20 protein-coding genes are annotated in these 24,714 nt (G+C 58.5%); 11 read left to right on the top strand and 9 right to left on the bottom strand.

Annotated features, from left to right (window positions below):
- Window positions 1–40: 40 nt before the first annotated feature.
- Together C8D92_RS03545 and C8D92_RS03540 are read left to right on the top strand one after the other, a co-directional pair.
- On the top strand, window positions 41–1,225 hold the full coding sequence (locus C8D92_RS03545; protein ID WP_095610584.1) for a lysophospholipid acyltransferase family protein: 1,185 nt from the start codon (window positions 41–43) through the stop codon (window positions 1,223–1,225).
- A 2-nt stretch (window positions 1,226–1,227) separates the two neighbouring features.
- Window positions 1,228–1,890: an alpha/beta hydrolase gene (locus C8D92_RS03540; protein WP_095610585.1), complete on the top strand. Its 663-nt coding sequence runs from the start codon at window positions 1,228–1,230 to the stop codon at window positions 1,888–1,890.
- Between the two features lie 170 nt (window positions 1,891–2,060).
- Here the strand turns inward: C8D92_RS03540 and C8D92_RS03535 are convergent, their stop codons facing one another.
- Both C8D92_RS03535 and C8D92_RS03530 read right to left on the bottom strand, forming a co-directional pair.
- The gene (locus tag C8D92_RS03535) at window positions 2,061–2,552 is read right to left on the bottom strand and encodes an SCO family protein (RefSeq protein WP_243402339.1); all 492 of its coding nucleotides are present in this window, start codon (window positions 2,550–2,552) and stop codon (window positions 2,061–2,063) included.
- Window positions 2,553–2,701: 149 nt separating this feature from the next.
- Complete coding sequence (locus tag C8D92_RS03530) at window positions 2,702–3,565, bottom strand: cytochrome c oxidase assembly protein (protein WP_095610587.1); 864 nt, start codon at window positions 3,563–3,565, stop codon at window positions 2,702–2,704.
- A 76-nt stretch (window positions 3,566–3,641) separates the two neighbouring features.
- Here C8D92_RS03530 and C8D92_RS03525 point away from each other — a divergent pair, with 76 nt between their 5' ends.
- Window positions 3,642–4,217, top strand: a complete 576-nt coding sequence (locus tag C8D92_RS03525; RefSeq protein ID WP_095610588.1) for an acyl carrier protein phosphodiesterase — start codon at window positions 3,642–3,644, stop codon at window positions 4,215–4,217.
- A 4-nt stretch (window positions 4,218–4,221) separates the two neighbouring features.
- Here the strand turns inward: C8D92_RS03525 and C8D92_RS03520 are convergent, their stop codons facing one another.
- Both C8D92_RS03520 and C8D92_RS03515 read right to left on the bottom strand, forming a co-directional pair.
- The gene (locus C8D92_RS03520) at window positions 4,222–5,562 is read right to left on the bottom strand and encodes an ATP-binding protein (RefSeq protein ID WP_165819225.1); all 1,341 of its coding nucleotides are present in this window, start codon (window positions 5,560–5,562) and stop codon (window positions 4,222–4,224) included.
- Entirely contained in the window at window positions 5,549–6,211 is a 663-nt protein-coding gene (locus C8D92_RS03515) for a response regulator transcription factor (RefSeq protein ID WP_116918414.1), read from the bottom strand. The genes C8D92_RS03520 and C8D92_RS03515 overlap by 14 nt, the downstream gene beginning before the upstream one ends.
- Window positions 6,212–6,478: 267 nt before the next feature.
- On the opposite strand from C8D92_RS03515, the gene C8D92_RS03510 reads away from it, so the two are divergent.
- From C8D92_RS03510 to C8D92_RS03475, 8 genes are all read left to right on the top strand, one after another.
- Window positions 6,479–7,009, top strand: coding sequence for a cupredoxin domain-containing protein (locus C8D92_RS03510; RefSeq protein WP_243402338.1), 531 nt, complete (start codon window positions 6,479–6,481; stop codon window positions 7,007–7,009).
- Window positions 7,010–7,035: 26 nt separating this feature from the next.
- Window positions 7,036–8,769: a copper resistance system multicopper oxidase gene (locus C8D92_RS03505; RefSeq protein ID WP_116918413.1), complete on the top strand. Its 1,734-nt coding sequence runs from the start codon at window positions 7,036–7,038 to the stop codon at window positions 8,767–8,769.
- Window positions 8,766–9,515 carry a copper resistance protein B gene (locus C8D92_RS03500; protein WP_116918412.1) on the top strand — a complete coding sequence of 250 codons (750 nt, stop codon included), beginning with the start codon at window positions 8,766–8,768 and terminating at the stop codon, window positions 9,513–9,515. Before C8D92_RS03505 ends, C8D92_RS03500 begins: the two co-directional genes overlap by 4 nt.
- A 105-nt stretch (window positions 9,516–9,620) precedes the next feature.
- Window positions 9,621–10,967 carry an APC family permease gene (locus C8D92_RS03495; protein ID WP_116918411.1) on the top strand — a complete coding sequence of 449 codons (1,347 nt, stop codon included), beginning with the start codon at window positions 9,621–9,623 and terminating at the stop codon, window positions 10,965–10,967.
- A gap of 157 nt (window positions 10,968–11,124) precedes the next feature.
- A complete protein-coding gene (locus C8D92_RS03490; protein WP_116918410.1) occupies window positions 11,125–11,583 on the top strand; it encodes an ATPase in 459 nt (152 codons plus the stop codon).
- Between the two features lie 39 nt (window positions 11,584–11,622).
- Window positions 11,623–12,096 carry a hypothetical protein gene (locus C8D92_RS03485; protein ID WP_116918409.1) on the top strand — a complete coding sequence of 158 codons (474 nt, stop codon included), beginning with the start codon at window positions 11,623–11,625 and terminating at the stop codon, window positions 12,094–12,096.
- A 406-nt stretch (window positions 12,097–12,502) separates the two neighbouring features.
- Window positions 12,503–12,751: a hypothetical protein gene (locus C8D92_RS03480; RefSeq protein WP_095610595.1), complete on the top strand. Its 249-nt coding sequence runs from the start codon at window positions 12,503–12,505 to the stop codon at window positions 12,749–12,751.
- 175 nt (window positions 12,752–12,926) lie between these two features.
- Window positions 12,927–13,859: an NAD-dependent epimerase/dehydratase family protein gene (locus C8D92_RS03475; protein WP_116918408.1), complete on the top strand. Its 933-nt coding sequence runs from the start codon at window positions 12,927–12,929 to the stop codon at window positions 13,857–13,859.
- 204 nt (window positions 13,860–14,063) lie between these two features.
- On the opposite strand, the gene C8D92_RS03470 is transcribed toward C8D92_RS03475, so the two are convergent.
- The 5 genes from C8D92_RS03470 to ccoG all read right to left on the bottom strand — a co-directional run bounded on the left by C8D92_RS03470 (window position 14,064) and on the right by ccoG (window position 24,569).
- On the bottom strand, window positions 14,064–16,118 hold the full coding sequence (locus C8D92_RS03470; RefSeq protein ID WP_243402337.1) for a bifunctional metallophosphatase/5'-nucleotidase: 2,055 nt from the start codon (window positions 16,116–16,118) through the stop codon (window positions 14,064–14,066).
- 66 nt (window positions 16,119–16,184) lie between these two features.
- Window positions 16,185–16,748 (bottom strand): PEP-CTERM sorting domain-containing protein, encoded by a 564-nt coding sequence (locus tag C8D92_RS03465; protein WP_116918406.1) that lies wholly within the window; start codon window positions 16,746–16,748, stop codon window positions 16,185–16,187.
- Between the two features lie 64 nt (window positions 16,749–16,812).
- Window positions 16,813–20,550 carry an ExeM/NucH family extracellular endonuclease gene (locus C8D92_RS03460; RefSeq protein WP_116918405.1) on the bottom strand — a complete coding sequence of 1,246 codons (3,738 nt, stop codon included), beginning with the start codon at window positions 20,548–20,550 and terminating at the stop codon, window positions 16,813–16,815.
- Between the two features lie 991 nt (window positions 20,551–21,541).
- Window positions 21,542–22,999 carry a malate:quinone oxidoreductase gene (locus C8D92_RS03455; protein WP_116918404.1) on the bottom strand — a complete coding sequence of 486 codons (1,458 nt, stop codon included), beginning with the start codon at window positions 22,997–22,999 and terminating at the stop codon, window positions 21,542–21,544.
- A 169-nt stretch (window positions 23,000–23,168) separates the two neighbouring features.
- The gene (ccoG, locus tag C8D92_RS03450) at window positions 23,169–24,569 is read right to left on the bottom strand and encodes a cytochrome c oxidase accessory protein CcoG (protein WP_116918403.1); all 1,401 of its coding nucleotides are present in this window, start codon (window positions 24,567–24,569) and stop codon (window positions 23,169–23,171) included.
- Window positions 24,570–24,714: the final 145 nt, after the last annotated feature.

Below are 24,714 nucleotides of genomic sequence, written 5' to 3'. Positions count from 1 at the left end.
GGGTACAATTCCGGCCTTTGCGGACAAACAAAAGCGACTCATGCAGGCATTCGACGCAATCCGACCCTACCGGGACGACGAGGTGGCCGCCGTCACCCGGCGCCTTCTGGATGATCCCGGTTTTCTGGATACCGTGACGCAACTGCGTTTTCCGATGCTGTCCGGCGTGCTCGCGCCACTGGGACGGCGGATGGTCCGGTGGTGGCTTCAGCACCGCTTTGGAATGCCAGACAGCATCCGCGCGCTGCAGATCAAGCTCTATCCATGGGTGGAGCAGCTGGTATCACACACCACCACCGAGTTGACGTGTTCGGGTCTGGAAAACCTACCGGACGCCCCTTGCCTGTTTCTCAGCAATCACCGGGACATCGTGTTCGATCCGCTACTGGTCAACTGTCTGCTGCATCGTCACGGACACGACACCGCGCGGATTGCCATCGGCGACAACCTGCTGGAAAACCGCCAGTTCGCCGAACTGATGCGCCTCAACAAGAGCTTTGTGGTGCAGCGCAATCTCAGCAGCCCCCGGGAAATGCGAAATGCATTTCAGACTCTGTCCGCGTTCATTCACCATTCCATTGAGCAGGACCGCCAGAGCATCTGGATCGCTCAGCGGGAAGGGCGCGCCAAGGACGGTCGGGATGGCACCGACCCGGCCATCATCAAGATGCTCTATATGAGCCAGAAACGAGGCGGGCCGGCGTTCGCCGAGGCCATGCGCGCGCTTCGGATCGTGCCCGTGTCCATCGCTTACGAGTGGGACCCCTGCGATCAGGCAAAGGCCCGGGAGCTGGCCCGTCGGGCAGAAGATCAGGACTACTGCAAGTCCGCGGACGAGGATACCGCGCAGATTCTTCAGGGGCTGCGTGGCCCGAAAGGTCGGGTGCACGTTCACTTCGGAGCACCGATCCAGGAGCCCGGCGATGATCCGAAGACGCTGGCGCAGCAGGTGGACCATGAGATCCACAGATACTACCGCCTGCATCCCAGCAATCTGGCGGCCTGGCTGATGACCGATGAAGCACAGGCCCAGGAGGCTCCGTTGGGCCAGCTTGAGAAGGGGGGCTTCAGGTTGCCGGACCAGAACGAGATCGAGGCGGCCTCTGCCGCATTCTCTCGACACCTGCACACATCGGCCCCCTCACTCGCCCCCTATCTTCTTGATATGTACGCCAATCCGGTGCGCAGCGCACTGGAAAGCCTTCAGAGCAATTCAGAGGAGTGACCGTGACACAGCTTCAAGCCATTGAGATGGAAACCGGCGCCAATCCGGATGCGGCCGTTATCTGGCTGCACGGGCTCGGGGCCAGCGGCCATGATTTCGAACCCGTTGTGCCGGAGCTGAAGCTGCCGGATTCGGCCGCCGTGCGCTTCATCTTTCCCCACGCGCCCACCATGCCGGTCACCATCAACGGTGGCATGCAGATGCCCGCATGGCATGACATCAAGTCACTGGACCTGGAACGGGCCGTGGACGAGGCGCAGATTCGCCATTCGGCAGACCTGGTCCGGGAGTTCATCGAACAGGAGCGCGAGCGTGGCGTGCCCAGTGAACGGATCGTGCTGGCGGGTTTTTCACAGGGCGGGGCGGTCGCGTATGAGCTGGCGCTGTCGTATCCGGACCGGTTGGCGGGGCTGATGGCTCTATCCAGCTATTTTGCGACCAACGCCACAATCCAACGTTCAGAAGCCAACCAGGGACTGCCGATCCGGGTCTATCATGGCACTCAGGATCCGATGGTCCCCGAAGCACTGGGCCGTCATAGCGAATCGACGCTGCGCGAGCTGGGTTACAACGTCCGCTATCAGACGTTCCCGATGGACCATAGCGTGTGCCTGGAGGAGATTCAGGACATTGGGGCGTTTCTGAGGGAAATTCTGGCGCTGTAACTCCCAATCTCGGCGGTGGTTTGGTTCGGTCGTTAATGTAGCCGAACATTTATGTTCGGAGCGGCCGGCAGGCCGCCGATCGCGTGTGCTTGGCCGGTTGTTTTGTGGGAGCCTCACGGCTCCTCCGAACATAAATGTTCGGCTACGGGATCATTCCTTCCGAAGACGCCTTACCCCGCCTCCGTCATCAATGCCTCAAAATCCGCCGCCATCTGCTCCGGCGTCAGGTCGGAGCGCATCAGCAGGCGCGCCTTGCCCTGTTCATCAAAGACGTAGATCGCACCGCTGTGAGAGACATCGTAATTGCCTTCTTCGTTTGGCTCGCCGTAGCCAAAGGTGGTGCGGTAGCGCTTGGCCAGATCCCGGAGGGATGCTTCAGGGCCGGTCATTCCCACAATCCGATCGCCGAAGAAGTTGGTGTACTGGGCCAGTTTTTCAGGCGTGTCCCGTTCCGGGTCCACGCTGACGAAGAGGACGGTCATATCATCCTGCTTGTCATCGGGCATGGCCTTCACCGCTTTGTTCAGTTCGGCCATGGTCGTTGGGCAGACATCCGGGCAATTGGTAAATCCGAAAAACATCGCACGAACCTGCCCCTCGTAGTCCGAGGCGCTGGCCGGCTCGCCCTTCGAGTTCGTCAGTGAATACGACAGCTCGGGCATCAGCCCACTGATGTCCTTCGCATGGAAGCTCGGCTCGGACGAACCGCATCCCGAAAGCAGGGTGACGGCGAGCGCAGCAGAAGCCGCCGCAAAAAACCTCTTTTGACAACGCATTACGTGCCTCTCTTAATGTCCGTTATGCGATCTGATCAGGTCACCGGATTCGTGGCGTCTGGCTGATGACCCGCCACCGCACGATAGTGATCGTCCGCCCGACTGTGAACCGCCATGAATCGCAGCACCAGCAAAATACCAATAATGCTCATCATGGCCGGCGGCACCCAGGTCAGGACGCCCCCGATGAACTGATCCGTCTCCGCTGCCATGGGCCAGGCCCGGCCGCAGACCGCGTAAACGTCATAGATCGTGCCCCGGGAGAACGCGATCCAGGCCCCGAGTGCAATCTGCGGAATCGCGACCAGTACGAGCATCAGGTTTCGCATGCCATAGCTCAGGGTCCGGCCTTTCTGCGGCCGACGTGGGTCCAGAATCAGCCACCAGAACAGCAGCCCGTCAATCAGCATGCTCCAGTTCATCACCCAATACAGGTTCCGGCTTAACATGGCGTCGAAGTGGACGGCCGGCCACAACCAGAAGTAAATCAAACCAACGAACAGCACGGCAGCGATCACGGGTTGCTGCAACACCCTGTAAATCATGTTGAGTGGTGCCAGGAGCAGGGCAGCAGACGAGGGTAAGCGCGCATGCCAGAATCGGATGACGGGCAGCGGATTCGACAGCGCAATCAGTACCGGGCCGAGATGGTGCAGAATCAGATGCTGCCCACGATGGATAAAGAACATGTACTGCGCGTAGTAATCGTACCGGGTCTGCATCACCGCGTAACACAGCAGCACACCGAGAAGGAATGCGATGATCCGGACAACACCGGGCCGCTCACCGGGGCCAAGCTTGAGTATCGCGATGCCGTAAAGCGCCAGGACGGCCATGTAGGCCAAAATGGTCAGTGGTGAGAAATCGTACGGCAGCAGGAACGCGGCATCGAATGCCATGGGTTAGAGAGCTCCCTGAGCGACAGAATGGCGATCAGTCTGCCACAATCCCAGGAAAGCGAAAACGACGCCCATCATGAATCACCTGGCTCACCTTTACCTATCCCGACCGACCGTGGAATCCCGTGTCGGCAACCTGCTCGGCGATTTTGCACAGGGGATCGATCCAGACGCGCTACCAAACGATGTCCGCGCCGGCCTCATGAACCATCGGGCCGTGGATCGATACACGGACGCCCACCCGGACGTTCAGGCCTGCAAGACACTGTTTTCCCGCCAGCGACGACGCTTCGCCGGCGTCGCCCTGGACGTCCTGTTTGATCACTACCTGCTAAGGCATTGGGAAGAGTTCACGGACACCCCAAAACGCCCGTTCATCGAGTCGCTTTACCAAGACCTGGCAAGGGGCCAACCCCTGATGCCCGAACCCATGCAGCGCACAACACAGCATATGATCCGCCACGACTGGTTCGGTTCGTATGAGGATCTCGATAATATCGGGGCGGCTCTGGATCGAATCGCGGGGCGGATTCGGTTTTCAAACCGGTTCTCCGGGATCATCGAGGAAATCCGGGTGCATGACGACGTTCTTGAGGCTCGGTTTCTATGTTTTTTCAGCGACCTTGAGGCGAATTTTAATCCTCCTTCATAACGCCTCAATCCACATATCCATAGGGCAGCATGATTCGCACCCGCAGCCCACAGAGGTACCGACCGTCGCCGAAACAAAGCTCACCGTGGTAGCGATTCACAATATCCCGGACGATCGACAGTCCGAGACCGTGCCCCTCCGTTTGCTCATCAAGCCTTAAACCACGGGTTCCGAGCTGCTCTCTCTGTTCTGGAGGCACGCCAGGACCATCATCTTCAACCTCGATGATCAGATGTTCACCATTCATCGATAACCAGACCGCAACGAGACGATCGGCCCATTTGCCAGCATTTTCGACAAGATTTCCAAGCAGCTCATTGAAGTCCTGTTCTTCAACCGGCCATCGCGTGTCAGGAGCAAAACGGGCCTCGAAGTCAAATTGCTTGTCGATGTGCAGACGCCCCATCATCCAAAGCATATCGCGAGTCTGATCGACAGGTAGAGCGGCCTGCCCCACCTGAGGACCGGACAGGCGACTCCGGCGCATCTGGGCGTTGAGATACTCATCCAGGTCGCGCAGACGGCGGATCATCTGTTGACGATCTGTTGGGTCAAACTGCTTGCCAGGATCTTCCAGCCACTGCATGAGTACGGAAACCGGCGTTTTGACACTGTGCGAGAGGTTTGCAATGGATTGGCGGGAGGTTTCGAGGCGCTGATCCAGTGTATCAAGGACAGCATTGAGCTGACGGATCAACTCCACGAATTCACTGGGGACCCGCTCGGACAACCGACTTTGTTCGCCCTGACGGAGGGACACAAGTTCGCCGCGCAAGCGCTGGACGGGCCGCATCGCGAATTGCACAGCAAGAACAATCAGAATAATCAGCAGCAGCAGAAGAACGAACGACACCACTCCGACCCAGAGGTGAAGCTCGCCCTGAGCAGCGGCGAGCGCGCCATAGTCCTCGGCCACCACGACGACGACCGCTTCGCCCTGGACTGTGAACTCCGCCCGGTACGCGAGAAGCTGATCGCCCCCGGATTCGAGAGTGACCAACTCACGGACACGGCCGTCGGTCGCCTCGAAAAGAGCCACGCGCATCGGTTCGCTCGCTGACCACGTCCGATCTCCCATACGGATCGCGAACGTATGATGAAATCTCTGCAGGGAGAGCGTGTGGTGCAGCCGATGAAACTCGACTTCCGGGTAACTCGCCTCCAGTTGCTGACGGATCAGCGCGGATTCCTGTTCAAGCCGGAACTCGAAAAAGTCGCGCGACATTCTTTCCAGCAAGGCGCCGTGGACGACCCAGGCAACCCCCATAAAGGCCAGCGCCAAAGGAAGTAACAGAAGCAACAACGCGGCCCGGATTGAGTAACGATGCAGTCTACTGCGGATCAAAGACATACCCCTGTCCACGGCGGGTCTGAATGACGTTGCGGCCCAGCAAAACCCTCAGGCGACGTACATACGCTTCAATCAGGTTATGGCTTGGCTCGGCATCAAGATTGTAAAGCTGCTCCAGAAGATCATCCTTCGAGAGAATGCGTTCGGGGTGCGTCATGAAATAGCGCAGCATCCGGTATTCCATTCCCGTGAGGTTCTGCCACTGACTGTCCGCACAGCACACCTGCTGACGATCCTGATCCAGCTTGTAGCGGCCCACCGTCAGGATGGGGTTGGCATGCCCCTCACTGCGACGAACCAAGGCATTCAGGCGTGCAATCAGTTCCTCCACATGAAAGGGTTTGGCCAGATAATCATCCGCGCCCGCCTTCAGGCCGCTGACCTTGTCCTGCCAGTCTCCCCGGGCTGTGAGGAGCAGGATCGGCAACAGTACCCCTTGCTGACGCCATTTACGGAGAATATCAAGGCCGTTCCCGTCCGGCAGGCCGATGTCCAGAATCGCCGCCTTGTAGTCCTCTCGGTGACCCACGGCGAGTGCCTGTTTCGCGTTGTGAAAACAATCCACTGCAAAACCGGCTCTTGTGAGGTGAGGCCTCAAGCTCTGAACGAGCATTGCATCGTCCTCGACGAGTAACAGTCGCATCAGTCATCCACACTTGTTTCAGGGGCACGGACATTCGTCACCGGGCGCGGCCGCCCGGAAAAGGAATAAACAGCCCGTCGCTGTCCGTTCCGAATCAGGGAGATTGCCAGCACAGACTTAACTGAAGCTGAACGGTATGACCCGCTCCCGGTTCAGAAAGGATTCAGTTTGAGCTCACATCATAAGTGGCATCGTTGCCGACGGAAATACCAGCAACGTGGCGATATCGCCGCTTGCATACGCGACCAAACGAAAGGAGTCCGCATAATGGTGAAAAAGACGTTTGTTACCGCTGCCATGACCGCGATGGCCTTTGCCTCGTCCAGCTCGGCGCTAGCCGCGGGCGCCCACGAGGGCGGCCATCATGGCGCCAGTATCGGAAAACCGGGAAAAGAGCGCTCGGTAGACCGGACCGTCCAGATCCGCATGATGGATAACTACTACGAACCCAAGAGTCTGAAAATCGAGCAGGGCGAAACCATCCGATTCAAAGTCCGAAATGCCGGGAGCCTCGTGCACGAATTCAACATCGGCACCCCTTCAATGCATAAGGCCCATCGGGGTGAAATGATGTCAATGGTACAGAACGGCATCATCGAGGGCGGCACACTCCACCGCGACCGGATGGGTATGGAGGGTCATGGCATGAAACACGACGACCCGAACAGTGTCCTGCTCGAACCGGGACAGAGCCGGGAAATGATCTGGCATTTCTCGAAAGACACCAATCTGCAATTCGCGTGCAACGTTCCCGGGCACTATCAGTCCGGCATGCACGGCAGCATCAACGTCCAGTAACCAATCACTACACGAGAGCCACTTCCATGATCCACACCCGAATGAAGGGAGCAGGGCTGTTACTGGCCCTGCTCCTCCCCCTGTCCGTCAGTGCAGGTGAGTACAACCTGACGGTCGACCGCGTCACCATCGACACGGGCGACTTCAAGAAGGAAGGCATCGGCTACAACGGGGGTTCGCCTGGTCCCGTATTACGTTTCGAAGAGGGGGAGGACGTGACCATCAACGTCACCAATCGCCTCGACTCGCCGACATCCATCCACTGGCATGGTCTAATCCTGCCGTTCCAGATGGACGGTGTTCCCGGCATCAGCTTTGAGGGGATCGCGCCCGGGGAAACATTCACCTACCAATTCCCCACCACACAGGCGGGCACCTACTGGTACCACAGCCACTCCGGCTTCCAGGAGCCGGACGGCGCGTATGGCGCGATCATTATCGAGCCGAAAGAGAGGGAGCCGTTCCGCTACGATCGGGAATATGTGGTTCAACTTACGGACAAACACCCCCACTCCGGCGAGCGCGTGATGCGGAATCTGAAAATGATGCCGGATTACTACAATCGGGAACAGCAGACGGTGGGCGAGTTCCTGTCGGACGCCTCGGAAAACGGCCTGATGAACAGCCTCCGCGACCGCCTCGCATGGGGTGGTATGCGCATGATGAAAGCCGATGTTGAAGATGTTCAGGGCTTCGCAGGCCTTATCAACGGCAAAGGCCCGGAGCAGAACTGGACGGGACTTTTCGAACCGGGCGAGCGGATTCGTTTGCGCATCATCAACTCCTCTGCGATGACCTTTTTTGATGTGAGGATACCGGGTCTGGAAATGACCGTGGTTCAGGCCGATGGCAATAACGTCCAGCCCGTTCCGGTGGATGAACTCCGTATCGGAGTCGCCGAGACCTATGATGTCCTTGTCCGTCCAACGGACGATAAGGCTTACACCATTTTCGCCGAATCCATGGGCCGCTCAGGTTACGCACGAGCTACGCTCGCTGCGAAGCAGGGGATGGAGGCTTCTGTCCCAGAGCTTCGTGCCCCGGCTCGTCTGACCATGGCCGACATGGGCGGCATGCCCGGGATGGATATGGACCACGGGGATATGTCCATGGACGATGCCAACGCCGATAGCGCTGGTGAAAGCGAGGGCGCCATGAATCACGACGACATGGCGACATCGGATATGGATCATTCGCAAATGGCCGGAATGGGCGATGACGGCAGTCCACACAAGACGGCCGGTGACCGTTTCTACGCCAAAGGCAGCGGCCTCACGCCGAATGCAGCCAACGGCGGACGCTTTCTGTCATACGCTGATCTCAGGGCCCAGAAGCCTCTTTATGAGGACCGGGAACCGACGCGGGAGATCGAACTCCGGCTGACCGGGAACATGGAGCGTTACACCTGGAGCATCAACGGCGTCAAGTACGAAGACGCCGACCCAATCAGGCTGCAGTATGGCGAACGTGTCCGATTCAAGTTCGTCAACGAAACCATGATGACGCACCCCATGCATCTTCATGGTATGTGGTCCATTCTCGATGTCGGTGAGGGCAAGTGGAACCCGGTGAAGCACACCGTCAACGTCCAGCCAGGCACAACCGTCTACATGGAAACGGAGGTCGATGCGCCAGGGCAGTGGGCCTTCCATTGCCACCTTTCGTACCACGCCGCTGCCGGTATGTTCCGCAAGGTCTTTGTCGAAGGCGCGCCTTCATCCCAGGCAGACGCTGAAACAGGCCTCGGAGGTGACGCATGAACCGATTGAGCTTAACGAGCTTGGCGACCCTCACAGGTCTTTTCCTGAGCCCTGCCACTGTCACCGCGCAGAGCATGATTGAAGACACCACACCGAGGAAACAGGCGCTTACCACCTGGGGGGTGCAGTTCGAGGAATTCGAGTATCGCTACAGTGACGCGGATGAGGAACTCGTTGTCTGGAATGGGGACCTCTTTTATGGGACGGACGAGCTCAAGGCCCGCTGGCTGACCACTGGCGAATACGCGATCAACGAACAGGCCTACGAAACACTGGAGAACCAGTTCGTCGCCCAGACGCCGATCTCACGGTTTTTCGATGCAAGGGCGGGTATCCGAATCGATACCCCGGAAGGTCAGGACCGGACCTACGCGGTCTTGGGCATTGCCGGACTAGCGCCGCAGTGGTTCGAAATTGATGGCAGCCTGTACATCAGCGATGAGGGCGACGCTTCCGCTGAGGTGGATGCGGAGTACGAGCTGCTTCTGACAAACTACTGGATCCTCTCCGCTACGCTGGACGGTACGATCGCGTTCAGTGACGACCGCGAAATTGGTGTTGGCACCGGCCTGGTTTCAACCGAGACCGGCTTAAGAGCAAGCTATGACCTGATAGATCGGACCATTTCTCCCTACGTTGGCGTCGTTCATGAGCGTCAATATGGCAACACCGCCGACCTGACCGAAGCCGGGGGCGGTGACCCCGAGAACTGGTTTGCCGTCATCGGTATGCGAATGGTGTTCTGATTGGAGCGGGGCTGGGTGAGGGCGAAACGCTCTCTCCAGCCCCACGCGCACTCACTGAAGGATATGAGTGGCCATGATGGCTTAATGGCGGATAAAGGAGGTTGAATGAGCCGCGAGGAGGACAGGAGCACCCACTATCGGGAGGGCAGCCTCAATCTTTCCGGTACGGTGATGCTCGGAACCGGCGTGATGATCGGTGCGGGGATCTTTGCTCTAACAGGCCAGATGGCCGAAATGACGGGCTCACTGTTTCCGCTCGCCTTTCTGGCGGCGGCTATTATCATGAGCTTCAGTGCCTACTCTTACATTAAGATCTCCAACACTTGGCCCTCCGCCGGTGGAATCGGCATGTATCTCCATAAAGCCTACGGCAACCGGTTGCCAACGGCATTCAATGCACTTCTGATGTACTTCTCGATGGTGATTGCCCAAAGCTTTCTCGCGCGCACATTTGGCTCATACACCATGCAGCTTTTCGGAGGTGATGAGAGTGGTCGTATGGTTCCGGTGCTGGGCGTATCACTGATCCTTGTCGCATTTATAATTAATCTCCTTGGCAATCGTTTTGTTCAGGGCGTGGCCTCTCTTATTGGAGTCCTGAAAATCGGGGGAATCCTGGTATTCGGCCTAGTGGGTGTGTGGATCGCTGATAGCGTTTCCATCGATCTACAGTCCTCCGAGCAGGCCGGGGATTTCGGACAGTTCCTTGGGGCAACCGCGCTCGGGGTACTCGCGTTCAAGGGCTTCACAACGATTACCAACAGCGGCTCTGAGGTCAAAGATCCGCACCGCAACGTTGGGCGTGCAATCATTATTTCGATTGCCGCATGCGTTCTCATCTACACGCTGGTTGGATTCGCGGTAGCCAGCAATCTGTCACTACCGGAAATCATCGAAACGCGGAATTACTCGCTTGCGGCAGCCGCGGGACCGGCTCTGGGCCAATACGGCGTCTGGTTTACTGTTGCCATCGCTATGATGGCAACTGCGGGAGGCATTCTGGCGAGCATCTTCGCCGTTTCCAGAATGCTCGCGATGCTGACTGAAATGAAACTGGTTCCCCACAGCCATTTCGGCATGCCCGGCAGCATCCAGAAGCATACGCTGGTCTACACCGTGGTTCTCGGCCTGATACTCACGGCGTTTTTCGATCTTTCCCGAATTGCGGCGCTGGGAATCGTGTTCTATCTCATTATGGACATCGCCATCCATTGGGGGGTTCTGCGCTATCTGCGGACCGATGTCGGCGCAAGAGTCTGGGTGCCCGTCGCCGCCATTCTGCTTGATGCACTCGCGCTGAGCGGTTTCGTGTGGGTCAAATTGCACACCGACCCCTTCGTCATCGTCTTGGCCGTCCTAACAATGATTGTCATAGCCGGCGTTGAGCATGTGTTTCTGAAACGTTCGGCGCTCAATGATACGCAGGACAACCACGGACACCGTCACCAATAATCCAAGAGACATATCAAGTCGGTCGGATCGCAGAGGCGATACATTCAGCTAGAATTAAGGTGAGTGTGGTGAACTCGCTATATCGTCAGAAACTCTTTGGTCTTGCACGTCCAGTGAGAACGTAGGCGCCACGGCCGCAGCAGAAAGGGACCCCGGTATGGATATTAAAACCTTCGGTGAATTGATCGACTGGACACGCGATCTTCACCAGAATCTGGCGACTTGTCTAAGGCATTGCGCCGCCCATCATGATGACGACCGCGCGAAAGCCCTTTTGACGTACCTTGCTTCGCACGAAAACGAGCTTTCCCGCATTGTCGACGAATTTGAACACCAGAGCGCCAAAAACACGCTCTCAACCCGAATTTACGATTACCTCAAGCACCAAACGGTCCATTCCCACGAGTCCTGCGATCCGCACTACGCACAACTCAACTTTGACGCCATCTATCAGCAAGTCATGGAATTTCATGATCAGATCATGACGCTGTTTCAGAACCTCTCTGAGCGGGCGGAAATTCCTGAGGCGAGGGATCTGCTTGAGTCCTTACTGACCATGGAAACGAATGAGGCGAAACGTCTGGCAAGCCAAGTGGGACGAATGGACGACCTGTAGCCGGACAGCGCACCGCAGAACGTGAAGGAGAGAATCGCCATGAATACCATGAAACAGATCGTCGTCTGCGCCATTCTTGGCGCCGCCCCGGTGTGGGCATTCGCACACGGTGAGCAGGGCACCTGGCAGGGCCACGGCCCCGGTATGATGGAATCAGACCACATGCAGCAAATGAATCAAAACTGGTCCCGCATGCACGGCATGATGCAGCGCATACCTGACGCGGATTCCGCCGCTGAGAGGCGGAAAATAATGCAGGAGCACTGGGAAGCGATGGATAACCAGATGGAGCTCATGCACCGGGGAATGATGGGGCCCGGCATGATGCAGGGGCATCAGGGCATGATGGGAGATGGAATGGGCGAAGGCATGAATGGCCAGAGCCAGTCAAAAGACAAGCGTCGAACTCAGAGCGTGGATAAGCGCATCGAGATGATGCAGCAGCGAATGGACCAGATGCAGCTCATGATGGAGCAGATGCTGGAGCACCAGAAACAGATCACCAACAAATAACCATTTCGGCGACACTCGCCCAATACACGTCGGCGGCCTCACATACGCCAGTCACATTCACAGACTGTTGGAGGCCACCGACGCCTCTTCAGCGTGCAACGCGCAATCCTCCGTCCCAACCGTTATCAGCATTCGGCAAACCGAGGAAGGGCATCAATTCTGTTGGTGCGTCATTTACGGTGCGTCGCTCACACACTCTATTTAACATAATATATATTATGCGCAGTCATGGAGAGACCGCCCAATTCACTCTCTCCACTTAAGATACCTATCTGGAGCCATCGCACTTATCTGTTCGTCTACGGAATTAGCCAAAGAAAGGAACCGATTGCTACCATCCCATACCGGTTACCACACAGCATCAAGACGACCTGACGCCAGACAAGTGATTGAGGGCTGACTCCAAATGGAGCAATACGAAAAGATCATCGAAAAAGCCGTTCAGATGGATGATCTGAGCTTCATGCGGCTCGCCAAACAATCAGACGATCTGGAAACAGCCTTGAACGCTTTCTCTGCGGTTTTTGATGAGCACGTTCCTGAGTCCATCATGCACGTTGGTTATGGTGGATTGGCCAGTCAGTTTGCCAAGATGGATGTCCAGTTGCGCCAACGTATTTTTAACGACTGGCTGAGCAAACTTCAGTCACCTTAAACCGCTGCATGCGCGCCGCAGCCATGGATAGCTCACAAGCCTATTCTGCCCCCCAGCGGTCAGTGCGGCCACGTCCCCGTCGCATTTCGTGTTGACCCTGACGTTCACTTCAAGCATACGATAGGCTTCACAATACATGGTCAATGGGCCCTCATGCCGACCTGGGAGCCGACTCATGCAAACCATACTGGGAGCCAGCGGGCAGATCGGACGCGAACTCGCGCGGAGCCTGAAGCGGGATTTCACGAGCGAGATCCGGCTGGTCAGCCGCAACCCTGAAACGATCAATGACACGGACGAGCTGGTCAGCGCCGACCTGATGGATGCGTCTCAGACCCAGGCGTCGGTGGAAGGCTCAGAGATCGTTTACATGACCGCTGGCTTGCCGATCGACAGTCAGATCTGGACGGAGCGCTGGCCGGTGATGATGCGCAATGTGATCGACGCCTGCGAGGCCCACGGCGCGCGGCTGGTGTATTTCGATAACACCTACATGTATCCCCAGACCAGCGAGCCCCAACATGAGGAAGCGCCCTTCTCGCCCAATGGCCCGAAAGGCCGTGCTCGCGAAATGATCACACGGATGCTGCTGGGCGCCATGGCGCAAGGCCGCGTGGAGGCGGTGATCTGCCGCGCGCCGGAGTTCTACGGCACGGGCAAGACGAAGAGCATTACCAACTCAACGGTTATCGACAACCTGCTGGCCGGAAAAACCGCCAAGGTCTTCCTGCGTGACGACACGTTGCGAACCCTGATCTTCACACCCGATGCCAGCCGCGCCATGGCATTGCTGGGCAATACGCCGGACGCCTATGGACAGACCTGGCACCTGCCCTGTGACGATAACCGCCTCACCTACCGGCAGTTCATCCAGCTGGCCGCGGAGGTTTTCGGAGTGGCCGGACACCACACCGTGCTGAAGCGTTGGCAACACTGGCTGGCGTCGCGCTTCAACCCGACGATTCGAGAGACGGAGGAATTGCTGCCGCGGTACAAAACAGACAACGTCTTTGTCTCGGACAAGTTCAAGACGCGTTTTCCCGATTTCCGAGTTACGAGCTACCAGGAGGGTCTCACCGCGATCCGGGACGAACAAGCGGACCGGTGAGTGCAGCCCGGATAAATGGACCAATCTCCCTGACCGGACTTCACTTGCTAGCTCCGCCGTTATGTCAGGTCCTGATATGGGTTGATAGGCGGTGCAAACCTGAGAATATTTGCTTGAGCACCGGGTGCTGAACAAAAAAAGCCCGCTAACAGACAGCGTAGCGGGCTTATTCCCAGCACCTGATTATGCGGTTTTACAGCATGCTTACAACGAGTCGTCCACGATCCTGGTGTCGGAGCCCGGGGCGGTCTCTGCCTTGTTGTAGCCTGTGCCGCCGCTCACCGGGAACTGGTCGTTGAGGTACTCCGCCAGGGCGTCCTGCTCACTGCCCGGGTCTGCGAAGTCCTGTTGGCCTGGATCAAAGGATACATCCACGCGATTAGGGTTGGTCAGGCCGTTCAGCGGGTAGGCGTCACCACAGGACTCGCCCACGGCGCCAACACACTTGGCGATGAAGTCGAGGATGACCAGGCGGATCTCACGCGTTGCCGAGCCTTGAACCACACCGTTGGTGACGATGTCATCCACCACCGCCCCATTGCTGTCAACGATCTCCAGCTCACGCAGGCGGTCACCGTTGATGTTGACCTCTGCCTGATTGGTGTCGTTGGCAGACCGCGCGGCCTGAGTGGGATCGAACGTGGCCTGGAGCCCGGCGATCTGAGGGAACTGGCCGGGAGTCGCGCCGTCTTCGGTCGCCGCGAAAGCATGCTCCATGATGTCGGCAAGCTCGGCGGCGGAAACGGTGAGCAGTGTCAGACCATTGTTGAAGCGCAGGCTGGTTTCCAGATCCAGTTGGGAAATGGCCCCTTCCGGCTTGCCAATCGCGGTGTTTTCCGCCGGCGGCAGGAATTCGATTTCGGACGGATCATTGCTGCCCGGCGGCTGCAACGCCTGGCCGATATCACTGCGTATACCCCCGCCATTCTTGAGGGATACCTGAACCGAGGGATCTTCCTGCTTTGCGAGCCAGAGGTTGGCATCCGCGGTCAGGTTGCCCAGATTCGTCTCTTCGGTCCGAACCTGGCTGCGACGGCCGTCCAGGTAGACTTCGGTGAGTCCCAGCACATTGCCGTCCTTGGCTTCGATAACGCTATCCAGAGTATCGGTGATGTCGACGACTCGCTCGTTGGGGTCAAAGGGTTGGGTGACGATATCGGTCGCGTACGCGCCGTTGACGGCCGGGTCCAGCGCATCGGTCTGCAGCACACCCTGTTCGTCGAACTCGACGATAAGGCGCCCCAGGTATTGCAGATCACCGTCGGTGTTGACGACCAGCACCGGCTCGTCCTGCGGCGAGGAATACGACAGGGGATAATGGTCGGCTGGCGTGTCGCCGGCTCGCAGGGTGTCATTACCGTCGGCCAGGAGCGTGTTGGACCCGCCGGCTACGATGATGTCCACGTCGGTCAAGCGCGTGGCCAGGGCTTTCTCGATGTCGATCTGCTGCATGTGCGCCAGCATCACAATCTTGTTCACGCCTGCATCCACCAGTTCATCCACCTTGGGCTGCAGCTCCGCGGCCAGGGCATCCAGGTCCGCCTCAACGCTGCTGTCGAACTCATCCGGCGTGATGGTCAGGCCACCGGTGCTGGTGATGCTTGGCAGTGTCGGAACACTGGCGCCCAACAACCCAATCGTCTCGCCATTGACCGTGACTGTTGCACTGGCCGCAACACTGTTGGCCTGGGCCGATTGTCCCGCATCCACCAATAGCGGCGCCGTCGTGCTGTCCGCGGTGAAATCAATGTTGGCGGCCAGGTAGGGAAATTGTGCACCCGGCCATTCGCCTTCCTCACCGATCAGTTCGGCGAACGCTTCGGTACCGGCATCCAGATCATGGTTCCCGACCACGGAGGCCTGCACGCCCATGGCGTTCAACCAGGCGATGTTCGCGCGGCCGTTACCCGGCTCGCCCAGGACGTCCGCCATGCTGTCATCGCCTGCCGCGAAGAACTCGGGGCCCGGGATCAGGTTGTCACCGGAGCTGACCAGTAATGTCTTCTCGGGGTATTCGGCTCGAAAACCGTCCACTAACGCGGAAAAATGACGGACGTCGGCTGCCCCACCCTGGCCGTCAATATCGGCAAAATGGAGCAGTTGCATCTGGAAATTGTTTGAGCTGCTTTGTTGACCCTGGGAATTGTCTGGGCTGCTTTGAGTGTCATCATCGTCGTTCAGCTCGCAGCCAGCCATCGGCAACACCAATAAGCTGCCGAGCATCACCGGGGCGAGTTTGTTTATAAGGGTTTTCATCATGTGACTCCTGTAAGGGAATGTGTTTTTGGAATCCTGGAGATTGGAAGAAAGATCGGAGTTGGTTTTTCAGTGCAACTCATCACCCTTGCTGCGGCGTGCCAAACCCAACCCCAACAAACTCACAGCAAGCAGACCCAAGGTTCCGGGCTCTGCCACATCGGCGATCTCAACCTCGGCAGACGCCACCTCATAGTCCGCAAAGCCACCCGCCGCCAGCGCAAAGCCTTCGGAAAAATCGGTCAGTGTGTGTGACAGGCCAATTTCCGCCGATCCGGCGTTCAGTGCGGAAAAGCTCAGTGTTGCCAGCCGCGCTTCCCCGGTCTGGGGTGGCAATGCCGCACCACCAAGGCCGTCACCGTCGCCCGGTCCACCCAGAGGCAGCCACGTCGAGTCAACCAGCACATTGTTCAGCCCCAACAACTGAGCATTCATTTCCAGGTCCAGCCCCCAGGCCAGAACCGGCTCGGCATCGGGGATGGACGCCCAAAGGTCCACCTGGAAAGACTCACCGGTCTGTACGGTGGTCGTCTCGGGTACCACCTTCAAGATCAGTCCGGCGGTCGCGCTCTGGGCGATACCCAGCGTCAGAAACAGTCCTGCAATAGCTCTCTTCGCGTTTGAAAACATCATCGAGTTCCTCGGTTACAACTATGTGATGGTCCCGGAGGCCTCGTGTGGCCCCCGGGATGGTTGGTTAATCCCGGGCCTGGTAGAGCGGGTACCAGGCCTGGTAATCAATGAAGTCGACGTCGCCATCACCGTCGATATCGGCGCTTTCGAGGTAAGTGACGTCTCCGGCTACAGAGCCAAGCGCCCCTGACAGTGCAGAGAAGTCACCGTAATCGACGGTACCGTCACCATTGACGTCTCCTTCCAGCGGGGCAACGCCACCCAGATCCAGTCCAACCAGAACCGGATCGTGATCCGAAGCGCGATACGGCGTGTTGCCGTCGTAATAGCCAGCCGGGTTGAAGTTCTGGTCGTAGTCGATGACGGCGGGCTCGTCGGTATTGATATGCCATTCGGTGGCGCCGGTTACCCGATCCACCAGGGTTTCGCTGACCAGTGCGTGGTCCAGATAGCCCGCCTCTCCGTCAAAGATGTAGGAATAACCCGCCTTTCCGGCGAATGCCTCGATCTGGTCGCTATAGCCTGCCGCTTCCAGGGCCAGGATGGGATCTTCCTCGGCGTAAGCGTTGAGGTCGCCAATGACGAGGATGTCGGGGTCGTCACTACCCGTGGGTGCTGTGGTCAGCCAATCGGCGAGTGCGTTGGCGGCGTTGGTCCGGGACAGGTTATTGTTGCCCTGCCCGTCTCCTTGTGCCTCGTCACCGGGAATGCCGGTCAGGCTCCCCTTGGACTTGAAGTGATTGACGACGACGGTGAAACGCTCACCAGCCCCCTTTTCTTCAAAGGTCGCCACCATCGGCTTGCGGTGGCGTTGGTCGGGTCCCTGTGTAAACTCACCGGTTTCGAGCCCAACGACAGAGGTGCCCCCAGCCAGATCGACCCGGGCCGGCTTGTAGATCAGTCCCACGGCGATGGCGTCGCCACCCCAGGCGCTGGTGCCTGGATCCACGTAGTCATATACCGTGTCACCAAGGGCACCGTTTACCGCGTCAACCAGGTTGGCAATCGCGCTGTTGGGGCCATAGCCGTCGTTCTCGATTTCCATCAGCCCGACCACATCAGCGTCCATCGCGACCAGTGCCTGGACAATCTTGCGCTCCTGTCGCTCAAGCTCCTCGGGTGTATCGGCGCCACGGGCCGTGGGGAACCCGCCACCCAGGCCATCGCCGTTGAAGTAGTTGAGGACGTTGAAGCTGGCGACCGTCAGGTCACCGTTGACCGTTTCCGGCGCTGCCTTGCGCGGGTTACCCTCGCTGAAGACCGGAGCCTGCGTCGGATGTAACCGGTAATCGCGAGCTTCCTCCCCGGGTGGCGCGGAATTGATGCGACCGAAGTCGATGACACCCACCAGGTTGCCGACGGTGTCACCGGCACGCAGTGTCATCGGGGGTACCGGGCCCAGGTACGGCACAGGCTCGGGGTTGTCTCCGAAGGCGCCAATATCCATGCCGTCATCCAGTATCAGCAGCCGTCGGGCGTTCGCCTCTGCCAGCGTTACGGCCTCTGGCGTACCTGCCGGGTACTGATTGGTCGGTTTGAACAGGCGCCCGGCCTGGCCACTGTCGTCCGGAGACGACAGAGTGAGCTGGCCGTAACGACCCAGGAAGTAGTTCTGGGAGACGGTCATGGGGTGCTGTAGCGCGACCTGCATCCCCTCATAGCGCTCCAGTTCGCCATTGACGGATTCGGGCAGCGTGAGCGGTGCGGGCGTCGCACTGGCCGCGTTGGTCGCGCACACCTCAACGCTGGCGACACTGGCCAGCTGAGTCAGGCCATAGTATTCCGTGACGGTGCCGCTCACGCGTACAAGATCACCTTCCGCTACATCGACTCCAAATCCGTTGTCGTACACAAAGAGGCCATCGGAGGTGGTTGGGTCGCCATCGGCCTGGGCATCCTCCTCCTGAATGAAAAAGCCTTTCAGGCCGTCGGTGGTGCTCTGGAAATCACCGACGACAATGCCCTCGACGGTGCGGGCCTGGCCTTCCTGTGGACTGGTCGCACCGCTGCCCTGGATAGCCCAGATTGCTTCGGCCGGATCGCCACAAGAAGCGACGGAACCGCCGCCTTCGCCATCACCACCATCGGTGCCCGAGGACATTGGGGAATGACTGCCGTCGAGGCTGAAACTCGCAATGGAAAAGTCGGAAACGCTGTCGCTGTCCAGACCGTCAACATTGCGGCTGGCACCGGCCGGGAAGTAGGGACCGTCCGGTCCGATGACCGGCGCGTCAAAAAAGAAGCTGTCACCGCTATCACCGTCGTTCAGCGCCAGGGCATCAATCACCAATTCATCGCCAGTAACGCTATCGCCGGCCAGCGAGCTGGTCTTTACCAGCGCAACGGTCAGGCTGCTGTTCTCGAAGAAATTGCTGTTGATGGCCAGGTCCGGCGTTATGGCGTACTGGGCGCTCAATCCGTCCGAGTTACCAACGAGAAAATGGCCGCCAGCGCCAAGTCTTTGGGTGCCATCGAAGTCGATCCGGCGCTCGATGGCACCGGCGGACGCGCCGTCACCTTCCACGACGATGAGGCTGATACCGGCTAAACCGGCAGCCGGAGTACCGTACAGCTCCACGAACTCCGTATTGTCGGCGCCTGAATGGCTGGCAAGGATTTCATTGATCACCAGGTCGAAGCCCGGCTTCGGCGTGTTGTCATTGCCCAGGCCAAAGTCAGCGAACAGCCAGTCGCCGGCCACGTCATTGTCCGCACCGTCCTGCACGCGACGAACGCCGGCCGGAAAGTAAGGACCGTCCGGGCCAACCACCGGGGCGTCGAAATAGAAGGTTTCGCTGTTGTCTTCTTTGACGGCCACGGCATCGACAACCGATTCCGAGCCGCTCAACCCATTGCCGACGCCGCCCACCAGACTGGCGGTTTCAACCAATGCCAGGGTAACGCCGCCATTCTCAAAGTTGGGGTCGAGGTCGAGGTTGGGGCTGACGCCATAATTGTCGTTGAGGCCGGTGGCGTTACCGGCAAGAAAGTAGCCATTGGCACCGATGCGGTCCGTTGGCGCAAAATCGATGCGCTCATCAATTGTGTCAGCACCGCTACCCTCGCCTTCAACAGCAATCAGGCTCAAACCTGACAACGGTGTACCGGGCGCGCCAAACAGTTCGAAGAATTCGGTGTTGTCGGCGCCGGTGTGGCTGAGCAGCGCTTCATTGATGACCACATCGGGTGCTGCTGTGGAAGGACTCTCACTACCGCTGGAAACGCGAACCTCTTCCAGGCGCAAGCGTTCGGACCCGGCGTTGTTATCGAAGGTGATCCGAACCTGCACTGAGCTGCCTTTGGGCAGCGTTTGCTCCACCTCGGCCGATAGCCAGTCACCGTCGTCCGGCTGGTCGCCAACCAGCGTGTGGTCTGCGTCACCGCGGTTGTCCCAGTTGGTGACGGTCACGAAGGCGCCGCCGTCGATGGCGTAGGCGAGGTCAATGATATCGGTTGTCTCGTGGTCACCGTCCTCGGTGAGCGAGACCCGCAGGTTGGTCGCTCCGTGTCCGTTAATATCGATGGGTGCGCTGAGCCATACAGCAGGGCCGTCAAGGTCGCGTCCCTCCAGGCCACTCCCTTCAACCCGGAACCAGTCACTGTCTGCACTCAGACTGGCTTCGCTGACATCAATCGACCAGTTACTGACGCCGGTCATATCCATCACCGCACCAGGACCCGTCGCGCCTTTTCCCGCTAGCGTGGGGTCGGAGAAGTCTTCCTGCCAGAGCGTCGTCGCCCAGGCCGGAGAAGCTGCCAGCAACCCAAAGGTTGCCAACGCCCGATACTTCGAACCTTGCATATGCCGAACTCCTTGATTGGGGCAAACCATTTTTTGGTGTCCCATGCCGAGGGGCGATAGAAGGCGTCACCCCAGGCCATGACGACGTGCGGCTTAGCAAAGGCGGGACCAACAGGCGGCAACGGCCCAAATAGCGGGCTTCAGAGAACTTTGACGCTTGGACAGGAAGTGGTTTTTTGTATTTATAACCGACACTTGCATGCACTACGTGTCATCGAATCGGCACAAAAAATTCATCTGACACAGAAAGTTCAAGGGAGTGTCTTCACCCTGTTTTGCGACGTAAATAAACCAGGCTTTCTGTCACGCATTCTTCATTGCAAATTCAATGAATTGACGACTGTTTGAAAGCATTCTGTGGGCGCATGAGGCGGCAGCCCGAAACGGCACTATGACGCTGTAAAAACCGCTGACGTTTGCGCCCATGCAGTTTCGTTGAATGCCTTTACCGGCATCGATTTGAAGGCAATGCAGAAAGTTGTGAAGAAACGGTGACAGGAAAATGAAGGTTTTAGTCAGACTTGGATTGCACGAGTCAGTATCGGTGGAGAGCGGCGGGTTCAATTCGGCATTGGGGCATTAAGGAGGTGCTGATCAATTCCTTAACATGAATGGGCTGGCGTTTGTCTTCGACGAAGACTGATTGTGGGTTTCATTGGGCTCTTCCTCAGGTAACGATCATCGGTACCTTGCCCCGAGGCCGGCCAACTCAGGAGCGCATTCTGGAGTGACCGATCAGGTGCCAGAGTCGTATCTGAGCGCTCACCCATTCAGTGCATTAAAGCTTGGCACGGTCTCGGCGCATGCGCTGATCGCTTTATGACAGCCCCAATACAGAGTGCAGGAGGCGGTGGGTTCCTTTGTTGGCAGGTTAATGGTGGCCTGTAAGGCTCGCCGATTTCGGTGTACCAGGTTTTGGACCCCTGGCGACACCCGCAATGTCAAGCCGTTGGAAAACAGGACGCCCCGCGCCCTGCCTCCGCGCTGTCGTTTACGCCCCGCTCTGCGTAATCCCCAGCGTTTTGTTCACCGAATCCCGGATCTCCCGATAGCGATCGGCGTTGGTGCTCAGCGTCTCCAGATTGTCCTCGGGGAACATTGTTTTCAGTTTCTCCCGGGCGTTCTCTTTCGTGAACACTGAGGGCAGCATCTGCTCCAGTGCGCGCAGCATGACCTCTGGTGACACGGAAGCGCCGGGGGACGCGCCGAGCAGAGTGCCATAGGTTTTATCGCTGGAGACGAGGATCTCGGTGCCCATCTGCAGATCGCCGTCCTTGATGATCTGCACACGCTGGCCGGCTTCCACGGCTTTCCAGTCGAACTTTTTGCTCATTCCGGGTGCGAAGGTCTCCAGCTCCTCGAACATGCTTTTCTCGCCCTTGAAGGTTTCAGAGACGAGATACTGGACCAGCGGAAAGTGCTCCCGGGCGACGTTCAGCAGGCCGGGAATGTCATGCAGGCGCATGGCGCGGAGGTAGTCAAAGAAGGTGCGGCCTTTCTCCAGCAGCGGTTTGAACGAGGCGAACGGGCCGAACAGCAGGTAGTGCTGACCGTCGGCCACCCTCAGATCCAGATGCGGGACGGACATGGGCGGCGCTCCGACTTTCGCCTTACCATAGGTCTTGGCCCGGTAGTGCTCGGCCTGTTCGGCAGTGATCGGGGCCTGCAGGAAGCGACCACCCACCGGGAACCCGGTAAACCGGCGGCTGAACGGCAGGTGGCTTTTCTTGAGGATCGGGAAGGCGCCGCCACCGGCCCCAACAAACAGCGTGTCGGCCTTGTGCTGCTTCGCGACGCCGTTGTGCACCGCCTCAATCAGCCAGCTTCCGGCCGGGCTGCGGTGGACCCGTTTGACGTGGGTGCCGTACTCAAACTGCACGCCGAGACTCTCGGCATACGCCGAAAGGTGCTCCGTAAGCCGGCCAAAGTTCACATCGGTGCCGGTTTCGATTACGGTGGCCGCCATCTTTTCCTGGCGGGACCGGCCTTCCATCAGGTACGGAATCCAGCCCTGGATTTCATCGAAATCCTCCGAAAACCGCATCTGCTCGAAGAAGTGGTGGGCCGACATCTCGCGGTAGCGCAGTCTCAGCACCTCAATGGCCGACTCGGAGACGATGGTGCAGTGCTTGGTCTGGTTGATGAATGTGGTCGGGTCCTTGATCGCGCCCTGCTCCACCAGGTAGGCCCAGAACTGCTTCGCCACATTGAACTGGGCATGGATCTTTAGCGCTTTCTCGACGGAGATGACTTCCTCATCCACTGGGGTATAGTTCAGCTCGCAGTTGGCTTCGTGCCCGGTCCCCGCATTGTTGAAGACCCAGGAGTTGCCCGCTCCGGCCCGCTCTAAACGCTCCAGAACGGTCACCTCCAGTTCCGGGGCCAGCTCCTTCACCAGCGTGGCGTAGGTGGTCCCCATGATCCCTGCACCGATGATCACTACCTTCATACTATCGACTCGCTCGCTTCCAGTTCGCTTGTCTTGGGCCGGGTGGGTATACGTACGTTACGCCCAATTTCACGGATTCACCGAGGCACCTGCCATACGCGGGTGATGCCGTCACCAGAGGCTCCCACCAGGAACAGCTACTTTGTCGACAATTGGCGCATGGATCAAGTCATCGCGGTGACTGCGTTTCACCGGTAAAGCGCGTGGTCTCCTGCCACGTGCGTGACGACCCATCGAGCGCTTCCAACTCGAACTCGACATCAAGCACGTCGCTCGGCAGAGCCTCCGGACTGACCGCAACGGCCACGGGAACCGCAACCCGTTCTCCGCCCCCGACGACGAATGGGGCGGCGTTCACAAGGTGTAAGCCATCAAGACCACGAACGTGGAGCCGGAAGGTCCGATCCTGATGGCTTTTATTCAACACGCTCACGACGTAACTGTTTTCGATCTGTCCCTGATGATTGAAACGATACAGGGACCGATCTTTTTCCACATCCAGCGAGACCAGTGAACGGGTAGCGATCGCCCACGCCAGAAGGGCCACCATCACGATCAGGGCGGCGCCATAACCCACCAGCCGGGGCCGAAGAATACGACGCCGTCCTCCGGCCAGCTCCCGCTCGCTGGCGTAACGGATCAGGCCGGTTTCGTACCCGAGTTTATCCATCACCGTGTCGCAGGCATCGATGCAGGCGGCGCATCCAATGCAGTCGATCTGAAGACCCTCCCGGATATCAATACCAGTAGGGCATACCTGAACGCACATCTGACAATCCACGCAGTCACCAAGACCGGCAGAGTGGTAATCCGCGCCGGGCTTGCGGTGCCCTCTGGGCTCCCCGCGGGCAACATCGTAGCTGATCACTAACGAATCGCTGTCCAGCATGGACGACTGAAAACGGCCGTATGGACACATGTGAACGCAGACTTTTTCACGCAACCAGCCAGCATTGATGTACGTCGCGGTCGTAAACGCCATCACCCAGAAGGCCGCTGAGGCATCCGCTTTAAGTTGAAGCAGATCCGGCAACAACGCCCGAATCGGTGTGAAATAACCAACGAAGGTGACCGCCGTGACGAGGCTGATTAACAGCCAGCCTCCGTGTTTTTTGGCGCGCTTGTAGAGTTTGGAAAGCGTTGTCGGTGAGCGGTCCAGTTTGATGCGCTGATTCCGATCCCCCTCCGCCTGCTTTTCCACCCACATGAACAGCCACATCCAGACGCTTTGCGGGCAGGTGTAACCACACCAGATTCGCCCGGCCCAAACCGTCATGAAAAACAGCCCGAACGCGCAGATAATCAGGATTGCAGAGAGCAAAAGCAGATCCTGAGGCCAGAACGAGCTGCCGAACACATGGAACTGCTTGGTGGAAAGGTCCCATAGCACCGCCTGACGATCGCCCCACTGGAGCCAGACGGTGCCGAAAAACAGGGCAAACAGGGCTGAGCCGCCCGCGATTCGCAGGCGGCGATAGAGCCCACGAAAACTCCTCGGGTGAATCCGTCCTGCGTCGTGCTTTTTCTTTGGGGGTGTCTCAATCGTTCGAACAGGAATTGTTTCGCTCATCAGGCTCCCTCCCCTGGTACGGCTATGGCAGAGAGCGTACTCACTGGTCGGGTATCGATACAGGCTCAGATTTTCTAGAAATAATCGGTACAGATATCTCAGGCGAGATCCAGCGTGGTGGTGTCGCGTTGAAGGGAGTGGGCTC

Source organism: Tamilnaduibacter salinus, assembly GCF_003096655.1.
Classification (GTDB): Bacteria; Pseudomonadota; Gammaproteobacteria; order Pseudomonadales; family Oleiphilaceae; genus Tamilnaduibacter; species Tamilnaduibacter salinus.
This window is presented reverse-complemented; position numbering and strand designations above follow the sequence as displayed.